Consider the following 19,465-nt stretch of genomic DNA (forward strand, 5'->3'; position numbering starts at 1 on the left):
TACTATAGATATAGCAAAACTCCTTTAGGTAAGATGAACCTAACAAGAGCAATAAAGATCCATCCGTAAAGGAGTTTTGCAAATGAACCATCAGCAGATTGCCCCAACTCCACCGCTAGGTTGGAATAGTTGGGACTGCTACGGCGCAGCTGTGACGGAAGAAGAGATTCGGGGCAATGCGGAATACATGGCCAAGCATCTGAAAGACTTTGGTTGGAACTATATCACCGTGGATATTCAATGGTATGAACCAGGAGCCCTTTCGTCTCAATATCGGCCGTTTGTTCCGCTTGTGATGGACGGCTATTCCCGGCTGATGCCTGCCGAGAATCGCTTCCCCTCTGCGGCCGGCGGCCAAGGCTTCAAGCCGTTAGCGGATTATGTGCATAGCCTCGGGCTGCGATTCGGCATTCATATCATGCGCGGCATTCCGCGGCAAGCCGTTCACGCCGCCACACCGATCTTGGGGACGACCGCAACCGCACGTGATATTGCACATCCCAATTCGATCTGTCCCTGGAATACCGATATGTACGGTGTGGATGCCTCCAAAGAAGGAGCGCAGGCCTATTATGATTCGCTTTTTGCCTTATATGCCTCATGGGGCGTTGATCTCGTAAAAGTGGACGATATTGCCACTTCCCGGCTTTACGGCACCCACCAAGCCGAAATTGCATTGATCTCCGAGGCGATCAAGCGCTGCGGCCGTCCGATGGTGCTCAGCTTATCCCCCGGACCGGCTCCGGTGGAGCTTGCAGCTTTCTTCGCCGAACAGGCTAACATGTGGCGCATGACGGACGATTTCTGGGACCAGTGGCCGCTGCTAAGGGACATGTTCGACCGCTGCCGGGCATGGCAGGGCGTCCCGCAAGCCGGGTCATGGCCGGACTGCGACATGCTGCCGCTGGGGCATATCGGCATCCGCTCGGTGGACGGCGGCGGGGCGGATCGCTGGACCCGGTTCACCCGCGACGAGCAATTAACGATGATGTCGCTTTGGAGCATTTTCCGTTCGCCGTTGATCTTTGGCGGGGAACTCCGAGACAATGACGAATGGACCTTGTCGCTGCTGACCAACCGCGAGGTGCTGCGGATGCACCGGGAAAGCCGCGGCGCCAAAGAAGCCCTTCGGCAAGACGACCTGATCGTTTGGACGGCCGAACATCCCGAAGGGTTCAACTATGCAGCTGTTTTTAATGTAGGGGAAAGCGCGCTGCCGCTGGAGCTCCCTCTGGAGCAAATCGGTTTATCCGGCGTTTCTACCGGAACTGAGCTGTGGAGCGAAGCTCCCGCGGAGCTTACGGCGACTGAGGAGCTTCGGACTACGATCCCGCCGCACGGGGTGCGGTTGTATCGGTTGGAATGAAAGAGACCTGCCGCCCTGGCAGGTCTCTTCCCTATCAAAACTCCAGCTATAGTTATCCTCACTGCCAGATAGATTTCATGTCCCAAACTTCCATCGACCTAACCACGAGCTCTCCATCTCCCCAAATCTCCAGCCCTAGAGCATCTCTGCGGCTCGGATAGACTCGGGTGGTCAGGCTTTTTAGTCCATTGGCATAAGCTTCAACCATCGAACGGTCCAAAAAGAGATGCGGCTTTAAATTTTCACCGAACAGATCCAATCTGCCACCCTGAATTCCTTTGCACTTCTCTCGTGGATGCAAAGTCGTTTTGGTTCGATCGACCAAGAGTTTACCTTCAACCTTATCGTAGTACAACAACGTTTGCTCTTTCCCATCCGGCGTACACCGCACTTTAATTCCGAGTTGTTTGGCTTGTACCGATTCCAGTTCCACAAGGATCTCAAGCATGTCCCCTTTAATGCCCCTCAGCAGATCATTGGTCTCTGCCATTGTCTTGTCCTGAATCGACAACCGCTTTGCGCCACGCAAGGATTGAAGCTCTTGGATCGGCTCAATTCCCAGGCGTCCATCATCCCGTAAATAAACGCTTAATGGCAACCCGGCATTATGGGCCCAGCCCGATTGATACTCCAGCTCGGCCGTCCGGTCCCCTTGGGCTATCGTAAAAATGATCTTCCTTCCGGTCTTCGGATCCACCATGCCGCTGGGTCCAGTAAAATGGAAGTCACCCACATCAATCAGCTCTGGTTCTTCCTGATCTGGAATAAACGAGAGCTCTTCCTTATCCAGCCGCCCAATCCAGTAAAACACTTCAACGTCCGCACCTTCTCCGACTGGGCTGACCAGAAGCAGATGCTTGCTTTCCCCCTGCTTGTCCGCGCCAAGCGGAAGCAGAACCGGAAGCTCCCAGATTGGTCCAAGATAAGGGAACTTCTGAAGATCCGCTTGGAAAAACGGTCCTTTGTACGTCCAGTTCAACATATCCTTCGAAACAAAGGCCAGGGCAGCCCCGCCTGCACCTTCGATCCCCGACCCCACTAGGGCATACCAACCGTCATCATCCTTCCAGACAAACGGATCTCGGAAATCGCCGAAAGCCCCCATCCCTTTTTGCTGTACGATGAGAGGCTCCGGATGCTTCACCCACTGAACCAAGTCCGAATTGCCATCCGTTAAGTAAGTACTTCGGGCAAGGGCCACGCTCTGATTTGGCGAAGCACTGTCATTTCCCGCCGTAAAAAACAGGACCGGTAAACCGTCCGCATCATAAGTGGCGCTGCCTGACCATATACCATCCGGGGCAAGTCCATCCTTCTCAGGGGCAAGTGCTACGGGAAGATCACGCCAATGAACGAGATCCTCACTCACCCAATGTCCCCAATGGATCTGATAGAAGTACGGACCTAACGGATTGTGTTGATAAAATAAATGATACCGCCCCTCGAAATAAATCGGTGCATGTGGTTCGTTCATCCAATGAGCAGGAGGGCTGACATGATACTGCGGCCTATGCCAATCTAGCAGAAGCGGAGCCCGATCCAGCTTAATTTCATCATAGGGCACCTGAGGTTTGATACCGCCATATAGGGAATCAAGCACTTCCCGATACGATGCGGCTATTTCCTCTCCACTTAATGCCCGTCGATAAATCTTCAACTCATCCAAGATTCCGCTGAACATTTGGAGGTGAAATACTCCGGCCCAACGGCTGCTGTGATTATTTTTGCCGATTAGTAAATCTGTACCTACAGCCTCAACCATTCGAGAACCGACAGGTACCTCAGATGAAGCAATTGCTCGGCCATTCAAGTACAGCTTAATTTCGCCTCGATCCCCATCAAAAACCGCATTAACATAGGACCATTCATGCTTGGGCAACTCACAGCCGTCCGGTGACCAAACTTCCTTCCAGCCCCCTTGATCAAGTCCCAACTGAAAAGACCATCGTCCGTGCCGGAACATCCCCAGCAGATAACCCTGGTGACGATCCCGATGATGACGGTTCACAATAGCAGCCAGCTTCCCTTCATACCCCCAGTCATAGGAGCGCGGCGCCACCCACACCCCTATGCTTAAGGCTGACAACAGCTTTGGCTCCTGCATCCTGTCCATTTCTCTGGCTGGATGGGTGATAAAGGTCGAATAACCGTCAAACAGGAGGCCCCTTCCTACAACTCCTTGTCTCCATTGCGGATCAACAGGCCCGGTGAATTCAGCTTGATTAAATACATACTGAATCTCATCCCATGAAAGAGATACCTGCTCTAGAGCGCTTCTTCCGGCACCTTCATCAAATGCCCAGTACATCATTAATTCTTGGTCTCCTGCGAGCCGACGCATCAATCATCCCTCCTGACACGCCACTTGCTTTGGAGAGGCGTAGGGAATCTCAACAGACTTCAATGTATGAATCTGAAGGGAATTTAGTATAACCTCCCCGGATTTCGTGATGACTTCAAACTGCTCAATCGGAGATTCCGGAAAAATTTGATCCGTCATTACGACAAGTCCATGATTCCCGTACACTTCAACCGCATTGCGATCCAGCCAGACATGCAATTGGATTTTTCCGTCTACCGCCGCCATGTTAACCCCATGCTTGGTCGCAAACGACGGATGGAAATCAATAATCCCGGATTGGGTGCGATCGATGAATAGCCATTGAGTCCCGGGATCATAACCGATGATAATCTCGTCCTTCTCCAACGATTTTAACTTGATCTGCACTTCCTCGCCGGAACGGATATCAAGTTCCACCTCAATTTCTAGCAAATCTTCCTTCAGCTTCTGCCAAAAGGGAGCTTCTGGCGTAACCGTAACTTCCTCCCAATGCAATGACGCTTTGCGCAGTTGCTCCACTTCTCGGACAGGTAATTGAATCAATCGTACATTCCCATCCTGTTCATTCAATGTCAAGGCGCGTGGTAAAGTCATTGCGCCTCTCCAGTTGCCTGTAGGCGTCTCGTTGGCGTACTTCCAATTACTCATCCATCCAATGATCACTCGTCGTCCGTCTTCTTTAGGGAGATCTGACCAGGTGACCCCGGCATAATTGTCTCTCCCATAATCCAGCCACAGAATTTGATCTGACGCGTTGTCATTAATGAACGTGTTTCCGTCAAACTCACCGATAAAATACTGCGTACGCGATCCTTCCGGACAATTCGGATGATCGCCGATGCTGATAATAAGTACCCATTTTGAACGTCCGGTATCCCCTATCGGCAATTCAAACAGATCCGGGCATTCCCAAACGCCGTCATGCGACCCTTCTTCTTTACCGAATACACCGGACAACGACCAGTTCAATAGATTTGTAGATTGATAGAAACGAACGTGATCGCCCGCCACAAGCACCATAATCCAACGCGCGCTTTCAGAATGCCAAAATACTTTTGGATCCCGGAAATCAACCAGTCCTTCTTCTTCAAGAACAGGATTCCCCTCGTACTTGTGCCATGTCAATCCCTTGTCCCTGCTGTAGGCCAAGCTTTGCCGTTGACGCGGCTGTCCGGTTTCCGGATGGGTATCCGCATGGGTGAAAATGGCCACCAAACCATGGGAATCTTCGAACAATCCGCTGCTATTCTTCCAATCCACCACACAGCATCCGGAGAAAATAGCACCATGCTCATCCGGGAACAAAGCGATCGGCATATGTTCCCAGTGCACCAGGTCTTTACTTATCGCATGGCCCCAGTGCATTGGTCCCCATTGATTTCCGTAAGGATGGTGCTGATAAAATAAATGATAGCTTCCTTCGTAATAAACCAGTCCATTAGGGTCGTTTAACCAATGGGATGGGGGAGAAAAGTGATAGCCCGGTCTAAACCGTTCTTCTTTATGCTGCGGAGTAGACTCCAGCATCTGATGGATATCCTCGATAGTTGGCATTGCTCCAAGTGCCCCTTTCCGTGTTGTCACTAACGCTCCTCCGGCATTTGCAAAAGCCAGCATGTTCGTGATTTGCGAGGACGTCAGTTCTTTCAGCGGGATTCCAACCTCCAGGATTTTAAATAACAAGCATCCAAGAAAAGCATCACCGGCTCCCGTTGTATCAACGACCTCGACTCGAAACCCTGGGACATAACCGTCTTTACTTCCTAAACGGTAGTAGCATCCTTTTTCCGCCAAAGTGACAACGATCAACGAAATATCAAATTGCTGGGCTAGCTTCAGGGCCCCTTCCTCGATATCATGTGTCCCTGTAATAAAGGACAACTCTTCCTCGGATATTTTCAAAATATCCGCGTATTTCATTCCCCAAAGCGTATTCTGCTTAATCTCTTCCCGACTCTCCCACAAAGCAAACCGAATATTCGGATCGAAAGAGAGTAGGACACCTGCATCCTTAGCCTTAAGAACCGCCGTTCTAGTTGCGGTACGAGCCGGCTCATGGGTCATGGATACCGTTCCGTAATGCAAAACCCGGCTTGAAGCAATCTTCTCCAGCGGAACATCCTTTGAATGCAAGAAGGTGTCTGCCCCTGGCTTCCGAATAAAGCTGAAGGATCGATCCCCATGATCGTCTAAATGGACAAAGGCCAGCGTGGTGCTCGCTTCACGCGTATACGATACTCCGGTAACGTCAACACCAGCGTCTTGCAAAGTTTGATGAAGCAAGGAACCAAACTGATCTTCCCCCACCTTACTAATCAATGCCGAGTGAGAACCTAACCGGGACAGCGCAGCCGCCACATTAGCCGGAGCTCCCCCAGGATTACATTCGAACTGCTCGTTCCCTCTTGATGAACGGCCTGCCGGTGTAAAATCAATTAATACTTCCCCGATTGCGATGACATCAAGCACGGTTTCTCCCCACCTATCGACTATTTATTTAGGTTTGCATTATAGCGATCCAACCCGGTTTGATAGAGTTCCATTAATTCATTGAGGCCCATTTTCTCCAATGTTTTGACGTAGTTATCCCACTGTTCATCGACGCCGCCATCCACGATGAACTTTCCTCTTTGCGTATTTACGTATTTGATTAACTCAGGCTCAATTTTGTTGATTTTGTCCAATTCCTCAGGTTCAAAGAAGATGCTTGGATAGTTTTCTTTTTCCATGTAAGGGTTGTAATACTGCTCCAGATCTTTAGCACGTTGCTGAGCACGTGGTTCCATATCCACCACTTTGCCGAAATCTTCAAACGTAATCACGCCTGGTCCACCAGAACCCGGGGCAACCTTTTGCCGGAACTCGCCTGCAGAGGTACCTTCAGGAAGCGGCAGATTCACCAATTTCCCATTTTCATCTTTCTCGAAGACGACACCCAGCGGACCCCAGTGAATTTGAGCGGCCATGTAAGGCTCATATTGCTGATCGATCCAACGCATGGTGATTTCCGGATACTTGTTTGCTTTGGTAATCACGAAAGCCCCGCGTCCCGGCCCCCCGCCATTGGCACGTCCGATTAACTGATCTCCATTAGGTCCTTTCAGCGGCGACAGCAGAACATAATCCTTACTGCGCTCCGGCCCGACAACCTCCTCGATTTCCCACCAGATGTAAGACCCAAGCGTCTCTTCTGTCGATTTGCCTTTAGCCAGATATTGCGCTGCATCCTGGGTAAAGGATTCGGGATCAATCAGACCTTGTTTGTACCATTTTTCATGGAAGTATTTGAGCGCCTCTTTGTATTCAGGCTGGGTTGCGGTGAAAATGACCTTGCCATCACGAACGACTCGATGTTCCAGGTTATCCGGAAGTCCAAACGCACCAAAGATTCCGGCGATATCCATACACCATTGCATATGCATAAAGCTGAGCGGAATTTCATCCAGTTTGCCGTTGCCATTCGGGTCCTGTGTTTTAAAGGCAACCAGGGCCTCCGTATATTCATCCAGAGTTTGCGGCACGTTCAGCCCCAGCTTATCCAGCCAGCTTTTATTGATCACATGAAAGAACGGGTTCGTTCCGAGGTTATTATCTTCCCAGGATGGAAGTCCATAGATGTGTCCGTCAGGCGCCGTGATCGTCGATTTGATATCCGGCCGTCGTTCAAAAAGCGCTTTCAAGTTTGGCGCATATTGATCAATTAGATCTTCTAGCGGAATTATGGTTCCGTCCTTACCATAATTAATAAGTTCATAATCGGTAAATCCAGCTGCGTAGAATGCATCTGGCAAATCCCCACTGGCGATTAACAGGTTTTTCTTCTCGGTATAGTCGGTATCCGGAATGTTCTCCCAATTGATCTTCACGTTTGTTTCCTTCTCTAATCTCTTAAAGATCTCCATTTCGGAATACTCGGGTGCCAATGCGGCTTTTGGAGAGACCATGGTTAAGGTCACGGTGTCGTTTACAATCGGAAGACCCGTCTTGTTGAAATTCGTGTCTTCCACCGAGCTATTGGCCTGATTCTTGTCCCCGTCGCCGCTGTTCCCCTTGCCCGAACATCCACTTAGAACAAAGGCTCCGGCTAAGACAAGAATCCCCATTTTTTTGTACCATGATTTCATTGAACATAACCTCCCTTGAATTCGTCCTACTCGTTTCATTACACACCTGTTCCATTACAATGAAATGGCCCTTAGCCTTGCATCCCCCCCTTCAAGTACGTCGTTAGCATCAGCCCTTGATCGATCCGATCATCACGCCCTTAACGAAATACTTTTGGAGGAATGGATATAAAATGAGCAACGGCAAGCTGGATACGATGATGACACCGTATTTGATCAATTCGGTAACGCGCATTTTGGCCGCGTAAGATTCCACATCAATCATCATCCCTGAGTTCACCTGATTTTGGACAAGGATGTTGCGGAGCACCAGTTGCAAGGGATACTTGTTCTCGTCACTTAGGTAAATCAAAGCATCGAAGAAGCCATTCCAAAAGCCAACCACATGATAGAGCACCATAACCGCTAAGATGGACTTGGACAAGGGTAAAACGATGCTCCAGAAGAATCTGGTATTGGAACATCCGTCAATCGAAGCGGCTTCCCACATTTCATCTGGGATAGTGGATTGAAAGAAAGTTCTGACGATAATCACATTAAATACGCCGCCCGCTCCGGGGAGAACTAGTGCCCAAATCGTGTTCAGCATGTGAAGATCTTTAATCAGCAAATAGGTTGGGATTAGCCCGCCACTAAAAAACATGGTCACCATCAAAAACCACATAATCGCTGATTTCCCCACTAGATCTCGACGAGCCAGCGGATAAGCCGCAAATACGGTGACGGCCACACCAATAATGGTTCCTAAAGTTGCGTAAAGGATCGAATTAGCATATCCAATCCAAATGGAGGAATCATTAAAAATCCGTTCATAGCCATCCAATGTGAAACCTTTCGGGTACAGCCAAACCTCCCCCGAATAGATATAATTAGGATCACTAAATGACGCGATCAGTACAAAGTACAACGGAAATAACACGAGCAGCATCACGATGGTTAATAAAGAATAGTTGATTACATCAAACCAAACGTCCCCTCTGCTCTTTCTTTTCAGCATGGAATTCAAGATGGACCCCTCCTACCACAAGCTAGTTTCTGTCAACTTCTTAGCGACTCGATTGACAATGACAATCAGGATAATATTGATCAGCGAGTTAAACAGGCCAACTGCTGTAGAAAAACTGTATTCTGCTTTCTGAATCCCCATTTCGTAGACATAAGTCGGGATGATATTAGAGGTGGCATAGTTCAAATCGCTTTGCATCAGGAATGCCTTCTCAAATCCGATACTCATGATGTTGCCCAGCGCAAGAATCAACAATATCACGATCGTTGGCAAGATCCCTGGAATATCCACATTCCAGACACGCTTCCATTTACTTGCTCCATCCATAATTGCAGCTTCATGCAGTTCCGGATTCACTCCGGCAAGAGCTGCAAGGTAGATGATCGTGGAAAAGCCGGTTTCCTGCCAAATCCCGGACAAGATATACAAAGGACGGAACCAACCCTCGTCAGCCATAAAGAGAATGGGATCTCCTCCAAACCAGGTGATGATATGATTTACAATTCCGCTATTTGGAGATAAAAAAACGTTCAGCATCCCTACAAGCACAACCGTAGAGATAAAGTGCGGAGCATAAATTACCGTTTGAATAAATTTCTTATATCTCTTGCCGAGCATTTGATTGAGCATAATAGCAATGATGATTGGCGCCGGAAAACCAAATAGCAGCGATAAGAAACTAAGTGACAGCGTATTGGTAATGATGGTCCAGAAGTTATACGAATCAAAAAATTCGATAAAGTGTTGGAATCCGACCCATTCACTCCCCCAGATCCCCTGACTTGGCGAGAAGTTTTTGAATGCGATTTGGACGCCGTACATCGGATAATACTTGAAGATGAGATATAGAATAATGATGGGTAGCAGGAACAGATATAATTCATAATCACGCTTTACCCTGCTCCATTTGCTTTTCCGATGAGGTTTGATCATCATCATATCCTCCCCGCTGGTTCTTGAGGCCATGAAAAATACTCCCTTTCCATAGTAAAATGATCTTCAATTTTGAAACGTTTCCAATTTGTTATGTGCAGAATTAGGTAAATCTATCCCATTAATCATCTGAAATCGTTGATATTATTCCAGTGTTTATCATACAGATATGACAATTTGAAACGTTTCCAATTTTGCTAAGAAAAACTTCAGTTTCTCAAAGGAATCAGAATAAACTGAGGTTTTTCTTTCCTTTCGAAGGAATCAAGTCGTTTCACCTTGCCTGTAGGTGACGGGGATCCGATAGACCTGCTCTGTCAAAGGTTTCCCTTCGATCTTGCTGTAAAGCAGACGAATCGTCATCCGAGCCATTTTTTCTACCGGCTGCCTGATCGTTGATAAGATCGGATGAAAGAAAGGATTATCCTGAATGCCGTCATACCCTATGACCTTGACATCCTCGGGAACACGGATGCCTCGTTGGCGTGCTCTTTCGATATAGTTGGCAGCCAGCATATCCGTAATGGCAAAAATGCCATCCACATCTGAATATTCATGAAAGAACTCATTAAAGTAGGATTCGTCATCTACAATAGGATCTGGTTTCTCATAAACCACATGTTCGACACCTAAAGCCTCCGCCTCGTGAATGAATCCTTTTTTACGATTCATGGTTTCACTAAATACCGAAGTGATACTCCCGATAAAAGCAGGTTTCCGAGCACCGGCTTTAACTAACTCCCGTAAGGCGATGCGTCCTCCTTCAAAATTATCCGAAGTCACGCAGGTGATTTTCTTGTTAAAATGCCGATCAATACTCACGATTGGGATATCATGACTCACATTATTTTCGATATCGTTGTATGTGATCCCCACAATACCAGCCACTTTGTTTTGCCGAAGCATATCCAAGTAGTACAACTCTTTTTCAGGCTTCCCTCCGCTGTTACACAACATCAGCTTGAAGCCTTCCCGATCCAATTCATCCTCTATGTAATAAGCCAATTCAGAGAAGAATGGATTCCAAATGCTTGGAAGCAAGAGAGCGACCATCTTGGACTTTTGCATTTTGAAATTTCGAGCGACTTCATTGGGAATATAATTTAACTGCTTAATTGCTTCTTCCACTTTTCTGCGCGTCTTGGGTTTGACAGCCCCCGAGTTATTGATGACTCTGGATACGGTTCCCACGGCGACGCCAGCTAAGTTGGCTACATCCTTAATGCTTGCCATATGACCCCCCCGAGCTCTCTTATGTCCCCTATCATAGCATCAAACTGGAAACGTTTCAATAATTATTTTGGAAACGTTTCAAAATTGTAAAATTTAAGGTCTATCAAACCGAAAAAGCCGCTATTGCGGCTTTTTGTTCGACAGTTATTGCTCAATAATGAGGGGGAAGCACGATATCCCAAGATCGGTAGGATCAGTACACCTTCTTCAACAACTCAATCATCTCATCCAAGGTCAGACCAAAGGACTTGTAATAGGACACTTCGCTAGCCAACTGTTCCATCACCATTTCGTTGCGGATGCGCTGCATCTCTTCGGGGGAAAATTCAGCGACAAAACACCCTTTGCCGGTCACCGTATGGATCAAGCCGCGCCGCTCAAGTTCTTCCCACGCCTTCTTGACGGTGATGACACTCACCCGCAGCTCATGGGCGGCTTGCCGGATGGGCGGCAGGATATAGCCGCTCTCCAGCTCCCCTTTTAGAATTTGGGCGCTGATTTGCTCGAACAGTTGCTGATAGATCGGTTTCTCCGAAGTATTGGATATCGCGATGTTCATTGGATCTCCACTTGAAGGAATCGTTTGACCGCCATCCGGTAAGCCACTGCGGTAAGCGCAATGAAAATCACGATTCCTGCGATCAGAATATAGGCTTGAACTGCCAAATGATTCGCTTCCGTCCCATAAAACATACGATTCATCCCCGAATTCGCGATCCCGATCCACTGGGTGATCCCTGCAAACAATGTAGCTGCTACAGTGGAGATCAGCAGTGCCATACCAAATTTATACGCCGTCTTGTAATACATCGGAATAAAAATCAGGTTAAAGATCGCCAGCATCACCAAACAGAGACCAAAGAATCCTAAGTTCGGCGGGAAGAAGAAGTAGGTTATATCCGAATAGAAGCGCTGACTGACCAGGCCAAAGATTAGGGCAATCACCACATGCGCTAATTCCAGTCCGGCGATCACGATAATCCGCGCTTTCACAATGTCCCGTTTCGTAACAGGCATCATCGAGGTAAACATCAAATCGTTTTGTGCTCTCAGTTGGTTAAACATATTGGGGATGGTGATCCAACAAAAATACAAAATCACTATGAAGTAAATCCAGCCAGGAACAAACATCAAAACGCCCATTAACACAGGCATGCTCAATAATAGAGGATGTACACCCAGTCGGATATCTTTTCGGATCAAATTAATCATGGTTCTGCCCCCCTTTTCTCGCATAGTAAATCATAATATCCTCTAAGCTTGGCGTGGCGGCTCGGATTCCCGAAGTCGGGTCAAAGTCATCCGCATGGATCAAGCCCGTAAAGCCAAACGAGTTCGTTTTGTAGGAAATCATCCGGTCCTTCACCTGTGCAAGCTGGCCCTCGGAACCGTTCACGAGGAGATAGGATTCTTTGAATTCATCCTTCTCCCCGCTCAGCACAATTTGCCCGTTTGAGATAAAGGTAATATAATCTGCGCACTTCTCCAAGTCGGAGGTAATATGGGTGGAGAACAGAATGCTCACCTCGCCATCAGCAATCAGCTCCTGAAAAAGATCCAGCAGGTCATCCCGTGAAGCCGGATCCAGCCCGCTGGTCGGCTCGTCGAGGATCAGCAGCTTGGCCCCATGGGACAAAGCAAGCGTCAGGCTGTATTTGACCTTCATGCCCGTTGACAGTTCGGCGATCTTTCTATTCTCATCCAAGTTAAATCTCTTCATGTAGGAGGAGTAGATTTGATCGTCCCAATTTTCATAAAACCTCTTAATGGTATCCGTCAACGTCTTAATCTTACTGCGCGTGTAAAAATCAATGCTCCCGAAAGCAAATCCTATCTCCTGCTTTAATTCCAGCTCATGTTCCGCCATGTTCTTGCCCAGAATGTAAACCTCACCGCTGTCGATCCGAGTCATATTTAAAATCGACTTGATCGTCGTCGTTTTCCCTGCACCGTTAACTCCGATAAAGCCCATGATGTATCCCTTCTCCAACTGGAAAGAAACATCCTTCAGCTCAAAGGCGGGGAATTTCTTATGAATATGTCGAACATCTAATGCCAGCATGGAATACCCCCTCTTTTTAAATTGTGTATATCGTGTATACACAATATATCACGGATGGGAGGAGGCGTCAACCGAAGGCCGCCTTTCATATGTAAAAAAACACCCGCTCAACATTGCAGTTGACGGGTGTTCAAAATCAGAGTATTCGTACAAAACTCAGAGCCCAGCGGCGCGTTGCAGCCGTTTCGCGATTTCCACCAAATCCTCTGGCGATATGCCGGGGGCGAATTCCTCCTGAATCGGCTCCAGTTCTGGAATTTCGCCGCTGTACCCCGGCAGTCCGGCAAATGCTTCCAGCCTGCCGCCGTCCGTCGGATGCTGGCCGCGCCAAATTTGGGCGATGCCGTGATAGTCATGATCGCTGAACGTATACAATCTGCGATGCTCACCAGCGGCTTCCCAAGGACGGGTCGCATCAAACTTCCGATTTTCAATTTTCGGGATGGGCAGCATTTTGGTGACATCCACTCCGGTTGCGATCTCAAGCGCCTTCGCATACGCCAACACGTGCACGCCGCCGCGCACAAGAAGATAACCGATCATTGCTCTGGCCGTCGGATGATCGGTCATTTCATAGACGCGGGCCTTATGCGTCCGTGCACCACACTCCAGGAAATAGTTATGCAGCAAGTCGAAGATCAAGTTGCCGCTGCTAACGACGTACGATCCGTTCCAAGGACGCCCCATTGAGTCATACGGCAGAGAGGTCTGAGCGGATTCAATATAGTGAGGGGAGAAACGAAGATCCTTCGTATTCCCTAACGGAGTGGAATCCGGATCCCCGGGACGAGTCGTACCTTCCAGCATTAAATTGATCGTATTCGACACCAGCTCAACGTGACCAAACTCCTCTGCCGTAATACTCGCGACGAGGTCGTAAAACGGCTTGAGCTTGCTTTTTCCCCGGAAATTAAAGGACTGAAACAAATAGTTATTTAGCGTCGACATTTCACCAAACCGTCCGCCTAACAGTTCCTGAACGACGCTGGCGCCATTCGGATCCGGGGCTTTCGGTCTGGGCAATTCAATGGCCAATCGGTTTACGCGTTTAAACATGCATGTACCTCCCCATAAGTCTCAATTACTAAAAGCCTACGGGGGATAGCTCGGATATTATGCCGGACGGGTATTGATCGTCCGAAGCTTTGGTGTGGAAGTGCCTTTTGTTTATGGCTGGAAAACCTCTTGACCGTTGAGAATCAGTCTGTAGCTGATGTCGGCCTTCAGCGAGTCCGATACAGCACAATATTTCTCTTTGCCCATTTGAATAGCTTTCCAAATTTGATAATCTGGAATGTCTCCTTCAACGCGGAAGATCAGCTCAATGGCGGTAAAGCCGGACGGATTCTGCTCTTTCCGGGTACCGTCCGCTTCGATCTCTAGTGAAGTGATCTTCTCAAGGAATGAATTCAGAATCATGGTGATGTCAATGCCGATACATCCGGCCAGTCCGGCCAGCAAAAGCTCCATGGGTGTTGCACCTGTGCCGTCGCCGCCGTATTTTGGCGTAGCGTCCATTCTTACCGGATAACCGGAATCCCCGACTGATGTAAACAAACGTTTTCCATTCCAGGTTGTCATAACCTTCATCATCATTACCTACTTTCTGTTGTTAATGCTCCTGAAGTTGATTGATAAACTTACGAGCTCTTTCGGACTCCGTATTCTGAAAAAAAACTTCCGGTTCCTGCGATTCCACAATTACACCGCCATCCATAAACACGATCCGATTGGCGACCTGACGGGCAAATTTCATTTCATGAGTGACGATGACCATCGTCATCCCATCCCGGGCCAGCTGGCGCATAACTTCCAGCACCTCTCCGACAAGCTCGGGATCAAGAGCTGAAGTAGGCTCGTCAAACAGCATGATCGCCGGCTCCATGGCTAATGCTCGGGCAATTGCCACCCGCTGCTGCTGGCCGCCGGACAGCCTCGAGGGATATTCATCCTTCTTCGCCAACAGTCCAACCCGATCCAGCAGTCGTTCGCCGATCTGTACGGCTTCTTCTTTTTTCATTTTCTTCACAGATAACAGCGATTCGATCACGTTGCCAAGCGCTGTCTTGTGCGGATATAAGTTAAACTGCTGAAAGACCATTCCCGTATGACGACGAATTTCACGGAAGGCGGCCTGTTTCTTCTTAGACGGCATGGATGCGTCCACTCGAACACCATTCACCTCAAGCGATCCGCCGTCCAGCTCCTCAAGGCCGTTCAGACATCTCAGCAGGGTGCTTTTGCCGGAACCACTTGGTCCGAGCAGCACAACGATTTCTTTGGGAGCTACATGCAGATCAATGCTTTTCAACACCTCTGCTCCGTTAAAAGACTTGGACAATCCTGTCGTTTGAATCATATTTGCTCCACCTCATGCCTCAATATACTTTGGACAACTGCTTCTCCACCGCATTCAGAATGGCCGAAAACACAGTGCTCATGATCCAATACATGGCGGCGATCCCAACGAAAAAAGGCATATAGACATAATATTGAGCGATCAGCAGCTGCGCTGAACGCAGCAACTCGGTGACCGTAATGGCCGACACCAGCGCCGTCTCTTTAAGCATTCCGATAAAAGTATTACCCATAGGCGCAATGGCCACCCGAGCTGCTTGCGGCAGAATGATTCTTCTCATCGTCATCCAGCCCGTCATGCCCGTCGCATAAGCGGCTTCCGTCTGGCCCTTCGGAATTGACTGAATCGCCCCTCTGAACGTTTCAGACAGATAGGCGCCCACGTTGATGCTCAATGCCACATAAGCGGCTGTCAGCGGACCCAGCGTAATTCCGTAATCTACAACCCCGTAATAAACGATAAAAATTTGGACAAGAAGCGGCGTACCTCGAATAACCGACACATATACGCGGGCAATTCCGCGAACCAGCCAATTCCCTTTTAGTCGCGCAATCGCAACCACCAAACCGATGATCAGTCCGAAAAACATGGATACAACCGTAACAAGCAGCGTGTAATAAGCACCTTTCAGCAAGAAAGGAAGGTTATCCCATACCAGATTCATTGTCGTTTGAATCCCCTTTTGATTCCATGGTTAAAGCGAGAAGGCCATGAAAAAATACGAATTCTTCAAGGCCTTATCCTTTTCACGATTCTTTATTCTGCCGGCGGCTCTTCGCCAAACCATTTTTGGAAGATAGTGTTATAGGTGCCATCCGCTTTCATATCGGTCAAAGCCTGATCCAGAGCGGCCAGGAATTCCGGGTTATTTTTGCGGATCGCGATACCCGCTTGGTCGGATTTGATCGCATCGCCCACCGCTTTAATTTTATAGCCGTTTTTGTCGACAATGGGTTTCAAGGCGTACAAGTTATTGATGGTGGCATCGATCCGTCCCGCATTCAAATCCTGCAGGGAAGTAATCACATCGTCATAGGTTTTGATCTCGAAGTTGCCAACCTGCGGCAGCACGTCATTCCGGAGATAGGATTCATCGTTTGTGCCGAGTCCCACGCCGATATTTTTCCCTTTAAAGTCTTCCAGCTTCGTGATCGAGTCATTATCCTCTTTTACGATGATTTTAACTTCGTTCGTAATATACGGCTGGGTAAAATCAATTTGCTGCTTGCGTTCGTCAGTAATCGTAACCTGGCTGATAATGGCATCGATTTTTCCAGCCTGCAGACTAGGAATCAGTCCAGAGAATTCCTGCGGAGCAAACTCGACTTTAACGCCGAGCCGTTTGGCTACTTCTTTCGCAACGTCAGCATCAAAACCATCGATTTCCTTGTTTTCATTCAGGAAATTGTAAGGAGCGTAAGTCCCCATAAGCCCTACCTTTATCACACCTGCTGTTTTAATTTCGTTCAATAAATCACTTCCGGTATTTGCGGAGCTTCCTCCGTTCGCCGCATTGTTGGAAGGAGCCGAGCTTGGCGCGTTATTGCCGTTATTGTTAGAACCGCAGCCAGTCAATGCCAGAACTACGAGCAATACGGCGGATAATGTTAGAAACAGCATATTTCTGGATTTCTTACTTTTCAGCATGGATGTTCTCTCCTTTTTATTTATTGGGTAGCAGAATGGGTAAAATTCCGAAACGGCAGATCATTATCCAATCAAAGCTAAACACCAAGCAAACCAAAAAATTCGAATCTGGCCGTCTCCGCGGCAAGCTGCTGAGCCGTTTTGGATTCGATCCCGCTGCCTGGCGGCGCGAACCCGAGCAACCAACGTGAAATGACGCCTTCGATCAAGCTCATAATCATCGTGGCACGGAATTCAGCATCGATGGAAGCCGGGAGCATGCCTAACTCAATCGCCCTGCGAATGTTAAGAAGAAAAGAGTTCTCCATAGCTGCTCTCGTTTCCCGGATCGCATGGCGAATCGTTTCAACCCCTTCACCTCTGCCGAAAATAAGCTCTATTAAATACCGGTTGGATTCGGCAAACCGAAACAGACTTTCCAGCAGAGCTTCGGAGGCATGTACCATGTCCTGCACCGATCCTGCTTCCCGTCGGTATCCATGACGGATGACGTCAAGCAATTTTTCCCGGCCTTCCTTCACAATTTCCAGCGCAATCGCTTCTTTGCTTTTGAAGTACCAGTAGAACGTCCCTTGAGCCACACCCGCCTCAGCGACAATATCGGAAATTTTTGTTGCATGATAGCCATCCTTGGCAAATCGCTTCATGGCAATTTGCAGAATATGCTCTCTGCGATCACTGTTGATTTGGGCTTCTTTCTCTCCGCTCAATCTGTTCCCACCCCACATGATTGACTAGTCAGTCAGTTTGTAATTAAATCCTATAGGATTTATATGATATTGTCAACCCATGAATGAATTACGCAAAATCATGACCCATTCAAATCGCTATGGAAACAAAAAAAGCGAGTTCTGCGCAGCAACGCAAACCCGCTTTTTATATCATCATATTTCAATCAACCGCAACATTATTTCTTCTTATAAAACTCATGATACAGCTTCATGAGCGCTCGCTTCTCAATTCGTGACACATAGCTGCGGCTGATGCCGAGCTCCTTGGCGATTTCGCGCTGGGTCCGTTCTTCTCCCCCATGCTCCAGCCCGAAACGCCCTTTGATGACTTCCTGCTCCCGCGCGTCCAGGATGTCCAGGTTGCGGTAAATTTTGCTCTTTTCCATTTTGAGCTGCACCCGGTCCACCACATCATCCGCTTCCGTCCCCAAAATATCAATGAGGGTGATTTCATTTCCTTCCTTGTCGGTTCCGATTGGATCATGCAAAGAGACGTCCTTGCGTGTTTTCTTGAGCGAACGTAAATGCATCAGGATTTCGTTCTCGATACAACGGGCCGCAAAGGTCGCAAGCTTCGTCCCTTTATTCGGTCGGAAGCTCTCGATCGCCTTGATTAGACCAATCGTGCCGATGGAGATGAGGTCCTCGAGATCCTCGCCGGTGTTATCGAATTTCTTGACGATATGCGCCACCAGCCGCAGGTTATGCTCGATCAGGATATTGCGGGACACCGCGTCCCCTTCCGCCATGCGCTGCAGATGCTTCGCTTCCTCTTCCTCGGTCAGGGGCTGCGGAAACGCATTATTTTTGACATACGATACGAGCAAAGTCAGCTGTTTAATGAATAAAGCAATTGCGGTAAACAATCCGGGCAAAGATGACACCTCCCGCAGAATCACATCACGATGAATACAACCTCGCTTCATTTTGGGTCAATTCATTGTATGTGGGCGGAGGCCTATCCGTGCCTGTACGGAGGAAAAGAAATCCCTCTGAAGATGAAAAACACCAGTTGCGCTGTACCAGGACCAGCCTTAGAAAAGAGTGGTTTCTATTACACGCTGTCAATTATCGGTGGAAAATATAAAATGACCATCATGTAGCTTATCTCCCCCGTTCCTGCCATATGCCCAGCCTTGTGTCAGCACTTCATCAAGCCAAGTTTTGAGAATGGACGGACTTCGTGTTCTCCAGGAGCTACGGGAAAACGACATCATGAACCCCATCATTTTGCTCACGGCGAGAGGAGAAACCGAGGACAAAATTCATGGTCTCGATTGCGGAGCCGATGATTATTTGTCCAAGCCGTTCCAAACGGATGAACTGCTAGCCTGTTTGCGAGCGCTTGGCCGCCGAGGAACGATATTGCATAAGGATGGACTTTTGACATGCGGCGACTTAAGCCTTGATCCGCTCGCTCATACGCTCCGATGCGGTTCTGACGAAGTCCAACTTCCTCCTAAGGAATCACAGATGTTGGAGCTGCTCATGTGCAGGAAGAACCTGGTCACATCGAAAGACATGCTGATCGAAAACTTGCTCCGGAGTCAATATTCCTGCCAATTCGAGTATGTCATCGATGGAGTAATCATCCTCGACTTCAATCGTTTGGTTGTCCAAATTGATTTGCGAAGCAGCCTTTAAATCTGTCCAATTTATCCGC

The 19,465-nt window shown here is 48.4% G+C and carries 19 protein-coding genes; 2 read left to right on the plus strand and 17 right to left on the minus strand.

Features of this window, described 5'->3' with window-relative positions; translation table 11 throughout:
- Positions 1-82: 82 nt before the first annotated feature.
- Positions 83-1,366: a glycoside hydrolase family 27 protein gene (locus tag U9M73_RS10795; protein WP_323077268.1), complete on the plus strand. Its 1,284-nt coding sequence runs from the start codon at positions 83-85 to the stop codon at positions 1,364-1,366.
- Between the two features lie 58 nt (positions 1,367-1,424).
- Here U9M73_RS10795 and U9M73_RS10800 read toward each other — a convergent pair whose 3' ends face one another.
- From U9M73_RS10800 to U9M73_RS10880, 17 genes are all read right to left on the minus strand, one after another.
- Positions 1,425-3,707: a GH32 C-terminal domain-containing protein gene (locus U9M73_RS10800; RefSeq protein ID WP_323077269.1), complete on the minus strand. Its 2,283-nt coding sequence runs from the start codon at positions 3,705-3,707 to the stop codon at positions 1,425-1,427.
- Between the two features lie 3 nt (positions 3,708-3,710).
- Complete coding sequence (locus U9M73_RS10805; protein WP_009224285.1) at positions 3,711-6,176, minus strand: PfkB family carbohydrate kinase; 2,466 nt, start codon at positions 6,174-6,176, stop codon at positions 3,711-3,713.
- Between the two features lie 20 nt (positions 6,177-6,196).
- The gene (locus U9M73_RS10810) at positions 6,197-7,831 is read right to left on the minus strand and encodes an extracellular solute-binding protein (RefSeq protein WP_323077270.1); all 1,635 of its coding nucleotides are present in this window, start codon (positions 7,829-7,831) and stop codon (positions 6,197-6,199) included.
- A gap of 109 nt (positions 7,832-7,940) precedes the next feature.
- Positions 7,941-8,837, minus strand: a complete 897-nt coding sequence (locus U9M73_RS10815) for a carbohydrate ABC transporter permease (protein ID WP_009224287.1) — start codon at positions 8,835-8,837, stop codon at positions 7,941-7,943.
- 12 nt (positions 8,838-8,849) lie between these two features.
- Positions 8,850-9,803 (minus strand): ABC transporter permease, encoded by a 954-nt coding sequence (locus U9M73_RS10820; RefSeq protein WP_009224288.1) that lies wholly within the window; start codon positions 9,801-9,803, stop codon positions 8,850-8,852.
- A gap of 231 nt (positions 9,804-10,034) precedes the next feature.
- Positions 10,035-11,003: a LacI family DNA-binding transcriptional regulator gene (locus U9M73_RS10825; protein WP_009224289.1), complete on the minus strand. Its 969-nt coding sequence runs from the start codon at positions 11,001-11,003 to the stop codon at positions 10,035-10,037.
- Between the two features lie 193 nt (positions 11,004-11,196).
- The gene (locus U9M73_RS10830; RefSeq protein WP_085168734.1) at positions 11,197-11,562 is read right to left on the minus strand and encodes a GntR family transcriptional regulator; all 366 of its coding nucleotides are present in this window, start codon (positions 11,560-11,562) and stop codon (positions 11,197-11,199) included.
- The gene (locus U9M73_RS10835) at positions 11,559-12,239 is read right to left on the minus strand and encodes an ABC-2 transporter permease (RefSeq protein WP_323077273.1); all 681 of its coding nucleotides are present in this window, start codon (positions 12,237-12,239) and stop codon (positions 11,559-11,561) included. Before U9M73_RS10835 ends, U9M73_RS10830 begins: the two co-directional genes overlap by 4 nt.
- A complete protein-coding gene (locus tag U9M73_RS10840) occupies positions 12,208-13,065 on the minus strand; it encodes an ABC transporter ATP-binding protein (RefSeq protein WP_009224292.1) in 858 nt (285 codons plus the stop codon). Before U9M73_RS10840 ends, U9M73_RS10835 begins: the two co-directional genes overlap by 32 nt.
- A gap of 156 nt (positions 13,066-13,221) precedes the next feature.
- A complete protein-coding gene (locus tag U9M73_RS10845) occupies positions 13,222-14,121 on the minus strand; it encodes a manganese catalase family protein (protein ID WP_009224293.1) in 900 nt (299 codons plus the stop codon).
- A 111-nt stretch (positions 14,122-14,232) separates the two neighbouring features.
- On the minus strand, positions 14,233-14,655 hold the full coding sequence (locus U9M73_RS10850; RefSeq protein ID WP_016311267.1) for an OsmC family protein: 423 nt from the start codon (positions 14,653-14,655) through the stop codon (positions 14,233-14,235).
- Between the two features lie 22 nt (positions 14,656-14,677).
- Entirely contained in the window at positions 14,678-15,424 is a 747-nt protein-coding gene (locus U9M73_RS10855; RefSeq protein ID WP_009224295.1) for an amino acid ABC transporter ATP-binding protein, read from the minus strand.
- 19 nt (positions 15,425-15,443) lie between these two features.
- Positions 15,444-16,088, minus strand: coding sequence for an amino acid ABC transporter permease (locus U9M73_RS10860; protein WP_009224296.1), 645 nt, complete (start codon positions 16,086-16,088; stop codon positions 15,444-15,446).
- A 92-nt stretch (positions 16,089-16,180) separates the two neighbouring features.
- On the minus strand, positions 16,181-17,068 hold the full coding sequence (locus tag U9M73_RS10865) for a transporter substrate-binding domain-containing protein (RefSeq protein WP_036644787.1): 888 nt from the start codon (positions 17,066-17,068) through the stop codon (positions 16,181-16,183).
- A gap of 80 nt (positions 17,069-17,148) precedes the next feature.
- The gene (locus U9M73_RS10870; RefSeq protein WP_036624286.1) at positions 17,149-17,799 is read right to left on the minus strand and encodes a TetR/AcrR family transcriptional regulator; all 651 of its coding nucleotides are present in this window, start codon (positions 17,797-17,799) and stop codon (positions 17,149-17,151) included.
- A 179-nt stretch (positions 17,800-17,978) separates the two neighbouring features.
- Positions 17,979-18,677 (minus strand): RNA polymerase sporulation sigma factor SigK, encoded by a 699-nt coding sequence (sigK, locus tag U9M73_RS10875; RefSeq protein ID WP_323077276.1) that lies wholly within the window; start codon positions 18,675-18,677, stop codon positions 17,979-17,981.
- A 189-nt stretch (positions 18,678-18,866) separates the two neighbouring features.
- A complete protein-coding gene (locus U9M73_RS10880) occupies positions 18,867-19,031 on the minus strand; it encodes an NAD(P)H-dependent oxidoreductase (RefSeq protein ID WP_323079113.1) in 165 nt (54 codons plus the stop codon).
- On the opposite strand from U9M73_RS10880, the gene U9M73_RS10885 reads away from it, so the two are divergent.
- Entirely contained in the window at positions 19,018-19,446 is a 429-nt protein-coding gene (locus tag U9M73_RS10885; protein ID WP_323077278.1) for a response regulator transcription factor, read from the plus strand. The genes U9M73_RS10880 and U9M73_RS10885 overlap by 14 nt on opposite strands.
- The last annotated feature ends 19 nt before the right edge of the window (positions 19,447-19,465 follow it).

The organism is Paenibacillus phoenicis (assembly GCF_034718895.1).
Lineage (GTDB): Bacteria > Bacillota > Bacilli > Paenibacillales > Paenibacillaceae > Fontibacillus > Fontibacillus phoenicis.

Coding starts and splice junctions, on each gene's coding strand:
- U9M73_RS10795 (WP_323077268.1), top strand. CDS start 83: ATGAACCATCAGCAGATTGCCCCAACTCCACCGCTAGGTTGGAATAGT.
- U9M73_RS10800 (WP_323077269.1), bottom strand. CDS start 3,707: ATGCGTCGGCTCGCAGGAGACCAAGAATTAATGATGTACTGGGCATTT.
- U9M73_RS10810 (WP_323077270.1), bottom strand. CDS start 7,831: ATGAAATCATGGTACAAAAAAATGGGGATTCTTGTCTTAGCCGGAGCC.
- U9M73_RS10820 (WP_009224288.1), bottom strand. CDS start 9,803: ATGGCCTCAAGAACCAGCGGGGAGGATATGATGATGATCAAACCTCAT.
- U9M73_RS10825 (WP_009224289.1), bottom strand. CDS start 11,003: ATGGCAAGCATTAAGGATGTAGCCAACTTAGCTGGCGTCGCCGTGGGA.
- U9M73_RS10830 (WP_085168734.1), bottom strand. CDS start 11,562: ATGAACATCGCGATATCCAATACTTCGGAGAAACCGATCTATCAGCAA.
- U9M73_RS10835 (WP_323077273.1), bottom strand. CDS start 12,239: ATGCGAGAAAAGGGGGGCAGAACCATGATTAATTTGATCCGAAAAGAT.
- U9M73_RS10840 (WP_009224292.1), bottom strand. CDS start 13,065: ATGCTGGCATTAGATGTTCGACATATTCATAAGAAATTCCCCGCCTTT.
- U9M73_RS10845 (WP_009224293.1), bottom strand. CDS start 14,121: ATGTTTAAACGCGTAAACCGATTGGCCATTGAATTGCCCAGACCGAAA.
- U9M73_RS10850 (WP_016311267.1), bottom strand. CDS start 14,655: ATGAAGGTTATGACAACCTGGAATGGAAAACGTTTGTTTACATCAGTC.
- U9M73_RS10855 (WP_009224295.1), bottom strand. CDS start 15,424: ATGATTCAAACGACAGGATTGTCCAAGTCTTTTAACGGAGCAGAGGTG.
- U9M73_RS10860 (WP_009224296.1), bottom strand. CDS start 16,088: ATGAATCTGGTATGGGATAACCTTCCTTTCTTGCTGAAAGGTGCTTAT.
- U9M73_RS10870 (WP_036624286.1), bottom strand. CDS start 17,799: ATGTGGGGTGGGAACAGATTGAGCGGAGAGAAAGAAGCCCAAATCAAC.
- U9M73_RS10885 (WP_323077278.1), top strand. CDS start 19,018: ATGAACCCCATCATTTTGCTCACGGCGAGAGGAGAAACCGAGGACAAA.
- U9M73_RS10880 (WP_323079113.1), bottom strand. CDS start 19,031: ATGATGGGGTTCATGATGTCGTTTTCCCGTAGCTCCTGGAGAACACGA.